The sequence below is a fragment of the Bacteroidota bacterium genome, assembly GCA_016195025.1.
Lineage (GTDB): Bacteria > Bacteroidota > Bacteroidia > Palsa-948 > Palsa-948 > Palsa-948.
Genome location: JACQAL010000002.1, coordinates 82,242 through 92,862, shown reverse-complemented (window position 1 = coordinate 92,862; position 10,621 = coordinate 82,242). Strand labels below are relative to the sequence as shown.

Sequence of the window (10,621 nt, the reverse complement as noted above, 5' to 3'; positions counted from 1 at the left end):
ACTACTCTTTCTTTTCATCACTGTTTGCGTATTGTTTCTTCACGGAAACATTGCCGCGCAAAACCAAAATGTAGGAATCGGAACATTAACTCCGAATGCAAGCGCGGTGCTTGACTTAAGTCCACCCGCAAATGATAAAGGTTTTCTTGTTCCGAGATTAACTGCTCTTCAGCGTCTCGCCATCACAACTCCTGCAAACGGATTGCTGGTGTATGACACTGACTCCGCGTGTTTCTTTTTTTATAAACAAATTTCTTCATCATGGAATTCTCTTTGTAACAGCGGAATCACTGGAGGAATTGGTCCGACAGGTTCGACAGGCGCAACAGGAACTGCGGGAACAACAGGTGCTACTGGACCAACAGGTATTGCAGGATTTACAGGAGCAACTGGTGCAACCGGTGCAACCGGAGCAACAGGACCGACAGGAACAGCAGGGACAAATGGCGCAACAGGCGCAACAGGAATTGCAGGAGTAACCGGAGCGACTGGCGCAACAGGTGCAACAGGAATTGCAGGTGTAACTGGTGCAACAGGTTTGACAGGAGCAACCGGTCCTGTGGGATGCGCAACGGCAGATTATATTATAAAGTCAAACGGAACATCCGCAACTTGTACTCAAACTCCAATCTTTGAAGACGCATTAAATTTGAGAATCGGAATAGGAACAACAACTCCGCTTGCAATGCTTCATGTGGTGGGAAATATTACAAGCCCAGGAAGCGGATTTGGTAGCGAGAAATTCGGACTGAATGCTTCGGCAAACAATACATTTGCAACTGCACTGGGGAACAGTTCGATTGCAGGGGGAAACGAAGATGTTTCCGTTGGCTACGGTGCGAACGCATCCGGCACATTGGGAGTTGCGCTTGGTTCAGGAGCGCAGGCGCCAGGCGCAGGAAACATTGCAATCGGCAGAGGTGCGAATGCAAGCGGTACGCAAAATTCCATTGCCATTGGATTGGGCTCTGTTTCTACAAGAGCGAGTGTAGTGATTGGAGACGGCTCTTCATCCGTTGAAAGCAGTAATGTAATTCTTGGTGCGTTTGCAAGTTCGGCAGCCGGGCATTACAGCACCATATTAATAGGAAGAGATTGCAAAAGCACAGGTCCTAATCAATTTGTAGTCGGTGGAGGATTTTATTCCGATATACGAAATGTATTCATAGGAAGAGGTGTGCAGGATACAACTCCAATTTCTGTGAACATAAATCCAACGCAGGCATTTAATAAAACGGATGAAGCGGGAGCCGATTTAATTTTGAACGGTGGCGTGAGCACAGGAACAGGCGTGGGAGGAAATTTAATTTTTCAAACCGTTCCTGCGGGAGTAGTTTCCGGCATTACACAAAATTCTTTGCTGGAGAGAATGAGAATTGTTTCGAATGGTAATGTTGGAATCGGAACAACAAGTCCCGGTTCGGCTCTTGATGTTTTTATGGCTAATACAGGTGTTCTGCAATCAAATGCTGGCGCTTTGCTTTTTCGCATTCAAGACGGGAACGCGCGCCCTGCAATATCTTCCTATGGAAATATAGACGGCAACCCTCTTGCAGATAATGTTCTTTCGGCTTTTAGCGTGAGGAATGTGAGTGGCACGGGAAGGTCTATCACTACAAGCGGAAGCATAGCAGTCGGACAGGATGGCGGAGGGTTCAGCGGTTATTTCGTTGGCAATGTCGGCATCGGTACCACCGCTCCTATTACCAAGTTGATGGTGGCAACTTCTGCCGTTAATGATGGCATCTGGTTAGACCGCGGAACAAACATGGCAACTGCATTAATTACAAATACGAGTGTTGGAGCATGGAATCCTTTAACGCAGGCAGGCGACCACCTGCTTCTTTATAAAGGAACAGCAATAAATAATCCGGGCGCAGGGTTTGTAATTGCTCCGTGGAGAAATGATGTTCCAACCGGAAACGGAATCCGTATTGATGCATCAGGAAATGTTGGCGTTTGGACTTCTGCTCCTGCGCGTCCGCTGCATATCAATGATGTGATGCGCCTTGAGCCAAGAGCAAGTGCTCCTTCTTCTCCCGGTGAAGGAGATATTTATTATGACATCACCATTCATAAATTAATGGTGTATGACGGCACAGTGTGGCAGGCCTGCTGGTGAAAAATTATCTTTGCGAATATTTTTCGCTCACAATCTCTGCAAACGGTTTGTTCTCAATTTTGCTTTCCAGCCATTCGAGAAATTCGAAATCAATCAGCGGGCGGTTTTCATAAGGGTCAGGCAAAAGTTTTTCCAGTTCTTTTTTTAAAGCAGTGAAAGCGGAAACAGTTTCACTGCGCGTGTTTAACTTCTGAATTTTTTTGCGGATGAATTCGAGAATGATTGTTTCGAACTTATAAAGTTTATTCCGCTTGGCAAGATAGCGATACGCCCACTTCACCATGTATTCAAGCAAATCCTGGTTGCCCATTTCGTAGTGCATGATGATTCCGATAATCCGCATGAAGCAGTGAATATCCGAGCGCAAATCACCCGCAGTTTCGTTCAGCACACGGTTCAGAAATTTATTCGCCTCTTTGTAATTACCCGCGCCAAAATATGTTTTTGAAATCCCGCAGAGATAAAGGCATTCGTATTCTTTGTGCAACGGTTTGAAATCATATTTCTTCAATTCGGCTTCGAGCAGGGGAATGCGCTCAACTGCTTCTTTGAACTTTCCCATCCGGTTAAGGCAAAATAATTCCACCGCATTCGAAAAATAAAACGCATTGCTTTTTTTGTGATGTGGTAAATCGTCCGTCAGGATTTTTACTTTGTATTTTTCAATCGTGCCGAGCGCTTTTTCGCAATCATTCATCTGGTACTGGCAGATAATCTGGTTTTGAAGCGCAATGTGATAATGAGACGAGCGCTCCTCTTTCATGTGCGGATTTTCTTCAATCAAATTTATCAGGCGGTCGTTTGCCGTGTTTGCTTTTGCGAAATCGTAGCGCATAAAATGATACCCGCACAAGAGCATGTGCATATTGAATTTCGCTTCAAGTGATTTTGCATTCTTCTCATTTTTCAGGAGGGGATGTTTCAGGATGTCGGAATATTTTTTCCAGTCGGACTGGCTTCGCGCACCACCCACTTTGCGTACGCGGATGAAAAACTGCATACCAAGCCGGTGATATTCGCGCGCGTTTTTATAAACTTCCATCGAATCATATAGTTCATCAAAAACTTTATTTAACTGTTCTTCGTTCACGCCCACATACGATTCGGAGCGGATGATTTCGAGTTCGCGCATGAAAAGCGCGTAGAGCACAGGGAAGTTTTCGTGCTGCTTCGCAATTTCTTTTGTCTTCGTAATTAATTTTTTCGCCTGCCCGAGCAATGCTTTGTCTAAAAGAATTTTTATGTAGCGAAGATTATTATATAGCCACGCATCGGTGCTTTGCTCGGAATAAAACACCGCCAAACTCCGCATGATGCTGTCGTATAATCTTTTTTTCAGCGAAGGAAAATGCGTGAACTGTTTAATGAGCGCATCTTCATCATATTCATTCTGCGCTTCTATCTCATCAAAAAGCAAAACATATTTATTGCCTTCGCCAATCACATGCTTTTCAGAAAAAACTTTGAAATGCCTTTTCTCCGCCTTGCTCAGCGACTGAATCAACTCATACAAATCGGGCGAACTGGTTTTTGACATGCAGTAAGATTTTCAAAACAAAGATAACAGGATTTAGACCTGCTATTTATAATTGAAATAAACTTGCCTGTGTTTTTTTCTCTGCTTACATTTGTCTGAAGAAATTAAAACGCCAACCAATAAAACCTGCTATGAAAAAAATTTTACAAACAACTTTCGCGTTCATGCTGTTCATTACTTCATCCGTTTTCGCGCAGCAAAATCTTACCTGCGCACTGGAAAATGCAATCATGAACGCGCGCGCGAAAAATCCAAACTACGACCAACAAATGGCGGAACAGGAAAAACTCCGCGCTGAATGGAAAACAAAATATAACAACAGCACTCATGCGGTTGTTACAGTTCCTGTGGTGGTGCATGTGGTGTGGAATACTGCTCAGCAAAATGTTTCCGATTCTCAAATCGTTTCGCAGATAAATGTGCTGAATCTGGATTTCCGCAGGATGAATTCAGACGCGGTGAATACTCCGCTTGCATTTCAGACCATTGCTGTTGACCCTCAAATTGAATTTTGTTTAGCGCAATCTGACCCGAATGGAAATTCCACAAACGGAATCACGCGCACGCAAACTACCAAAACTGATTTCGGCACACCGCTTTTATTTTCCGGTGATACTTCTATATGGTACACTTCACTTGGCGGACAGGATCCGTGGGATACTTCTAAATATTGTAACATCTGGGTTTGTCCGCTTGGTTCTTTTCTTGGCGGTCTCGGTTTCTGGCCTGGCGGAACTTCTCTCATCAAAGGTTCAAAGGATGGTGTGCTGATTAATTACAATGCTTTCGGAACGATGGGCTCTGCCGTTGCTCCATATAATTTAGGAAGAACAACTACACACGAAGTCGGGCACTATCTGAATTTGCATCACTTGTGGGGAGACACAAATAATAATTCCGGATGCACTTACAGCGATTACTGCAATGACACACCCACACAAGTTCAGGCAACGCAAGGCGCATGTCCGACCTTTCCGAAAACCGATGGATGCACTACAGGCGGCAATGGAATCACATGGATGGATTTCATGGATTACACAAATGATAATTGCCGGAATATGTTTACAGCCGACCAGTCAGCGCGTATGAATATATGCCTTGCCGGAGCGCGCGCAAGTTTGCTTTCATCAGGAGTTTGCACACCAACAAGTGTGAATGAAATTTCATTCAGCAATGATGTGAATGTTTTTCCAAATCCAACATCTGGTCAGTTTACAGTTGGCAGTTCGCAGTTTGCAATTAATAAAATAGAAGTTTATAATTCTCTCGGACAAATTGTATTGAAACAAAACACAAACAGCAAACAGGAAACTGTAAACCTGAACGCAGCGAAAGGAGTTTATTCAGTGAAAATATATTCAGGAGATAATTCAGTTGTGAAGAAGATGATTATTCAGTAGTTTTTTTGTCTGATTCTTATCGCCACTAAACCCGTGCACACTCGCTCGGGTTTTTTTATTTCCTGTTAGACCCGTCATCAAAGAACAGAAACGAATTGGAAAAAGAGCGGGGCTGAAATACATTTGTGTAGAAATTAAACCCAACACGCTATGAAAACTTCTACTCTTAAATTTTTTCTCCCTTTTATTTTATTGCCAGCAATAATTTTTGCTAATCAAAATACGGGAAAACAAAAATGGACTTCCAATGCATTTGACCAAAAAGTTTTTGTGGAGAATAAAGGACAGTTTGCCGATGATGTTTTATTCAGCGCGAACAGCGGTGGAGTAAATATTTTCTTCAGCAAAAACGGACTGAAGTATGAATACACCGAAGTAAAAAAACTTTCGGAAGAAGAACGCGAAAAAGCGGAGCGCGGAGAAAATATAAGTGAGAAATCAAAACCAACCATTCATCATCTCGGTATTGAATGGTTAGGCGCAAATGAAAATACAGAAGTAAAATCAGAAGAGGAAGTTCCTTTTTATTACACCTACGGAAGCGCCTATCCCGAAACAAAAACAATCACTGCTCATGCTTTCAGAAAAATCATCTACAAAAATCTTTATCCGAACATTGATGTGGAATATATTTTCCCGAAAGATAGTAGCGGAATAAAATATTCAATCATTCTTCATCCGGGTGCGGATGCTTCAATAATCAAGATGAAATACTCAGGCGCCAAAAATATTTCCATTGATGAAAAAGGAAACTCAGTTATTAAAACTTCCATGGGAAAATTTATTGACTACGCGCCTGTTTCTTATTATGAAGGTGGGGAATTGGTTGCTTCAAATTTTATTTTGGAGAATAACATAATTGCATTTGAACTAAATCTCAAATCTCAAATCTCAAATCTCAAATCTATTGTTATTGATCCATGGACAACCAATCCGAATTTTCCCGGAACCAACAAAGCATACGATGTGAATTACGACCTGAACGGAAATGTTTATGCATACGGCTCTTACGGTCCTTTCCAACTTACTAAATTCAACAGCGCAGGAGCCATTCAGTGGATTTTTCATTGCCCGAATAATTTCGGATGGTCTATCACGGGAAATGCGTATGGAGATTTTGCTGTGGATGAGGTAAGCGGAACAAGTTATATCGCTGAAGGATTTCATGTGCTTGCGGGAGCAACCGTGCTGAAAATAAATTCTGCCGGAACACAAAGCGCAAGTTACACAGTTGGAAATACAATGAATGAAGTTTGGCGAGCAGAATATAATCGCTGTATCGGAAAAATTGTTTTAGCGGGCGGAGGAACGCTGGCAAATTATCAGTCAGCCGTAATAGATACAAATTTCACCACCATCACACCGGTAAATGTTCTTTCTGCTTCCAGCGCTTACAATGACATGGCGCTTTTGGGAGTTGACAACAACAGTAATTTCTGCTATATGCTTTGTGCCGGCAGCGGATGGAGTTCTCCCTACGATAATAAATTATATAAATGTCCCATTCCGAATTTGCTTCCCCTTAGTTTTTCTGTTTCCACGAGTCATACTTTTCAGGAAGCCGGTATCGCATACACAATGACGAATGGTTTTAACGGATTAGCGGTGAGCCCGAGTTATGTTTTTACATACGATGGTTCTGATTTGAAACGCTGGGATAAAAACACGGGAGCATCGGTGAGCGTAACGAATATCACAGCAACAAAATTTCAGTGGGGAGGATTGGCGGTGGATGAATGTGATAATATTTATGTAGGCGCGCAGTCGTCCATCAAAGTTTATAATTCCGCGCTCACGCTGGTGAATACCTACACGCTTACAAATACCGTTTTTGATTTAAAGCTCGGACCGAACAATAAATTATATGCCTGCGGAAATGGTTTCGTCACGGAAATAAATTTGCCTGCGAGCAACATGTCCATCAATGTGAGCGCAACTCCTGCTACAGGATGCACTGCCTGCAATGGTTCCGCTACCGTGAGCGCAACTTCCTGCGGAAACGCTTCCAACTTTTCTTATCAATGGTTTCCGGGCGGACAAACCACACAAACCGCAACAGGACTTTGCGCGGGAACTTACTCGGTGGTGCTTTCAACAAACTGCAACACATCTTTTACTTACACGACTTCAGTTACAAATTCTGGCGGAGGAAATATTTCTGTGAACGCGAATAATGTTTCGTGCAACGGAGGAAATAACGGAAACGCAACAGCAAGCGTGAGCGGAGGAAACCCTCCTTATACTTTTCAGTGGAGCAGCGGTGCTTCGACAAGCTCGGCAACCGGGCTTTCGGCAGGAAATTATACTGTGACTGTGACTGATGCAGGAGGATGTTCAAGCACGCAAACAATTTCAATCACGCAGCCGACAGCGATTGTTCCTGTCGCTTCTTCTCAAAATGTTTCCTGCAATGGAGGAAATAATGGAAGCGCAACTGTCTCCGTATCGGGAGGAAATTCTTCGTACTCTTATCTCTGGAACAATGGTCAGACAACTTCAAGTGCAAATAATCTTTCGGCAGGAAATTATTCTGTGGTCGTTACTGACGCGAACGGATGTACAAGTTCTGCTGCAATAAATATTTCTCAGCCGTCTGCGCTTTCAGTTTCTGCTTCTTCTACGGGAAATACAAGTTGTATTTCTCCGAATGGAAGCGCAACTGCAAATGCTTCGGGCGGAACTTCTACCTATATATATGTATGGAGCAACGGGCAAACTTCACAGACAGCAAATAATCTTTCATCGGGAAATTATTCTGTGACTGTTACCGATGCGAATGGATGCACGGCAACACAAACCGTTTCTGTTGCAGGACCAACTCCGCCAACAATTTCTGTTTCTGGAAATACCATATTGTGCCAAGGCGACCAAACAATTCTTACTGCAAGCGGTGGAGTTGTTTATTCGTGGAGCAATGGCTCAACAGGAGCAGCAGTTGCAGTTGCACCCGCAGTAACAACGACATATACAGTAATTGGAACAGATGCGAACGGATGCACGAACACTTCCACAATTTCTGTAACTGTTTCCCCTCCGCCTATTGCAAATATTTCCGGCAACACAACAATTTGCCAGGGAGATTTTGCAAATCTTTCAGCAAGCGGTGGAGGAAATTATTTATGGAGCACAGGCGCGAACACGCAGAATATTTCTGTGACTTCAGCAGGAAATTATTCAGTAGTTGTTTCGGTTGGAAGTTGCAGCGATACTGCAAGCGTAAATGTTTTTGTAAATCCCTTACCGACAGCGAACGCAGGAACAGATGCAACGATTGATATGGGACAAAGCACTTTGCTTTCTGCTTCAGGCGGAAATTCTTATTCATGGATTCCTCCGACAAATTTAAGTTGCAGTAATTGTGCAAACCCAAATGCTTCGCCTCCTTCAACAACTACCTACACAGTTTTTGTTACAGATGTGAACGGATGTTCTTCTTCGGATGAAGTAACTGTGTTTGTGAAAGAACCTGATTGCACGGATAATTTATTTATTCCGAATGCTTTTTCTCCGAACGGGGATGGAGAGAATGATATTTTGCACATGCACTACAATCCCTATTGCGTGGAAAAAGCTCAGTTGAGAATTTTCAACCGCTGGGGAGAAAAGGTCTTTGAAACAACAGATATAACACAGGGTTGGGATGGAACTTTTGGTGGAGAAAGATTGAATACGAGTGTCTTCGTTTATTTCTTTGACGCAACTATTATCAACGGAAGCAAAATCAGCAGGAAAGGAAACATCAGCTTGATACGGTAAATATTTTCTCCCGCGTTAGACCTGTCATTTTTATTTGAAGATGAATTGCCGGAGAACATTGACTGAAATACTTTTACCAAAAATTAATTCTAACACGCCATGAAAAAAACATTACACATTTTATTCGCCTTGTGTTTTTCCTTTTTCATTTTTGTTGCACTGAGCGGAGTCGAAGTGTCATTCTCTCAAAATCCAAACTGGGCTCAAGACATCGCTCCCATCTTGTACGCAAAATGTACGAGTTGTCATCACAAAAACGGACTTGCACCTTTTCCGCTCATCACTTATTCAGATGCGCAGGCATGGAGCGGTTTGATGAAGCAGGATGTGCTCAGCGGAAAAATGCCGCCTTGGTCTCCCGATACTTCTTATCACACAAGTTCACACCAGCCGAATCGTTTTGTGAATGAACGGATTCTGTCTCAGCAGGAAATAAATGAAATCGTAACCTGGGTAAACAACGGTTCTCCGCAGGGAAATCCTTCCAGCGCGCCCACGCCTCCTACTTATCCCGCGCAGAACATTCAATTGTCGGGCACTCCTGATTTGATTTTGAAGATGCCGACTTTCACCAGCAAAGCAAGCACAAAAGATACTTATGTTTGTTTTTCCATTCCTACAAATCTCACGCAGGATAGAATCATCAAAGCGCTTGAAGTGCTTCCGGGAAATGCCGCCATTGTGCACCATGTGATTGCTTCTGAAGATACAACCGGAAATTCTTCTACCGACACTTCTGGAAATTGTTATACGATGGGCGGACAAATCGGGCTTGGCGGTTATGCTCCGGGAGAAAGACCAATTATTTTTCCGAGTACTGCGCCCAATCAAATGGGAATACGCTTGAAAGCAGGTTCAAAAATTGTTTTGCAGATTCATTATCCTGCCGGCAGCGCGGGAAGCGTGGACAGCACTCAGGTTCGTTTATTTTTTTATCCAAGCAGCGTAACAACATTTCGCGAAGTGTATTCATCCGTTCCGCTTACAAACTGGTCGCTGTTTATTCTTCCCAACTTTGTGCAAACATACACAGCGCACTATGCTCCTCTCACCAGCATTTCTCTCTTCAGCGTATTTCCGCACATGCATCTGCTGGGAAAAAGTGTGGAGACATACGCCTATAATGGCAACGATACCATTCCGCTCATCAAAGAGAACAACTGGGATTTTCACTGGCAGGGATATTACACTTACAAAAAGTTGCTGAAGATTCCTATGGGATATACTTTATTTACTTCACATGTGTATGATAACACGAGCAACAATCCGAATAATCCGAACAGTCCTCCGCAACTTGTAACGGCAGGAACGAGCACGACCAACGAAATGCTTTTTGATGGCATTCAGTATTTGATTTATCAGCCGGGGGATGAGAACATCAACATTGACAGTTTGCTGAATCCTCCCCTGACTACAAATGTGAATGAAGAAGTGAAAAATAATTTTGCCTGCTATACTTTTCCGAATCCGTTTACGAATCAGGTTACATTTCAATATTATTTGAACAGCCCTTCCGATGTGAAGATTGAAATTTTCAGCAGCATAGGAGAAAAAGTAAAAATGTTTTTCAAAGAACAAACAGGAGGAACGCAGCAAGTGATTTGGGACGGAAGAAGTGAGAGCGGAAATAAAATCAGCGATGGAATTTATTTTTATAGAATCATAACAGACCAGAAACATCTTGAAGGGCAACTCATGCTGCTGAATAAATAGGGGAACAACTTTTCCCCCGATTTATCGGGGGATAGGTTGGTGTTGGCAAAGGGGCGGTTCCAGTTGCATGGGATTAGCCCCTTACTATTTTAA

The 10,621-nt window shown here is 43.1% G+C and carries 5 protein-coding genes; 4 read left to right on the top strand and 1 reads right to left on the bottom strand.

What is annotated here, in order from left to right; all coding sequences use genetic code 11:
- Positions 1–2,122: hypothetical protein (locus HY063_00395; protein MBI3500231.1), on the top strand; the 2,122-nt coding region annotated here is incomplete at its 5' end.
- A gap of 4 nt (positions 2,123–2,126) precedes the next feature.
- On the opposite strand, the gene HY063_00390 is transcribed toward HY063_00395, so the two are convergent.
- Positions 2,127–3,659, bottom strand: coding sequence for a hypothetical protein (locus HY063_00390; protein ID MBI3500230.1), 1,533 nt, complete (start codon positions 3,657–3,659; stop codon positions 2,127–2,129).
- A 131-nt stretch (positions 3,660–3,790) separates the two neighbouring features.
- Here HY063_00390 and HY063_00385 point away from each other — a divergent pair, with 131 nt between their 5' ends.
- From HY063_00385 to HY063_00375, 3 genes are all read left to right on the top strand, one after another.
- Complete coding sequence (locus tag HY063_00385; GenBank protein MBI3500229.1) at positions 3,791–5,059, top strand: T9SS type A sorting domain-containing protein; 1,269 nt, start codon at positions 3,791–3,793, stop codon at positions 5,057–5,059.
- Positions 5,060–5,209: 150 nt separating this feature from the next.
- Entirely contained in the window at positions 5,210–8,815 is a 3,606-nt protein-coding gene (locus tag HY063_00380; GenBank protein MBI3500228.1) for a gliding motility-associated C-terminal domain-containing protein, read from the top strand.
- A 99-nt stretch (positions 8,816–8,914) separates the two neighbouring features.
- Positions 8,915–10,528: a T9SS type A sorting domain-containing protein gene (locus HY063_00375; GenBank protein MBI3500227.1), complete on the top strand. Its 1,614-nt coding sequence runs from the start codon at positions 8,915–8,917 to the stop codon at positions 10,526–10,528.
- Positions 10,529–10,621 lie beyond the last annotated feature (93 nt).

Bases quoted from the DNA above. Each gene is read 5' to 3' on its own strand.
- HY063_00390 (MBI3500230.1), bottom strand. From the start codon at position 3,659: ATGTCAAAAACCAGTTCGCCCGATTTGTATGAGTTGATTCAGTCGCTG.
- HY063_00385 (MBI3500229.1), top strand. From the start codon at position 3,791: ATGAAAAAAATTTTACAAACAACTTTCGCGTTCATGCTGTTCATTACT.
- HY063_00375 (MBI3500227.1), top strand. From the start codon at position 8,915: ATGAAAAAAACATTACACATTTTATTCGCCTTGTGTTTTTCCTTTTTC.
- HY063_00380 (MBI3500228.1), top strand. From the start codon at position 5,210: ATGAAAACTTCTACTCTTAAATTTTTTCTCCCTTTTATTTTATTGCCA.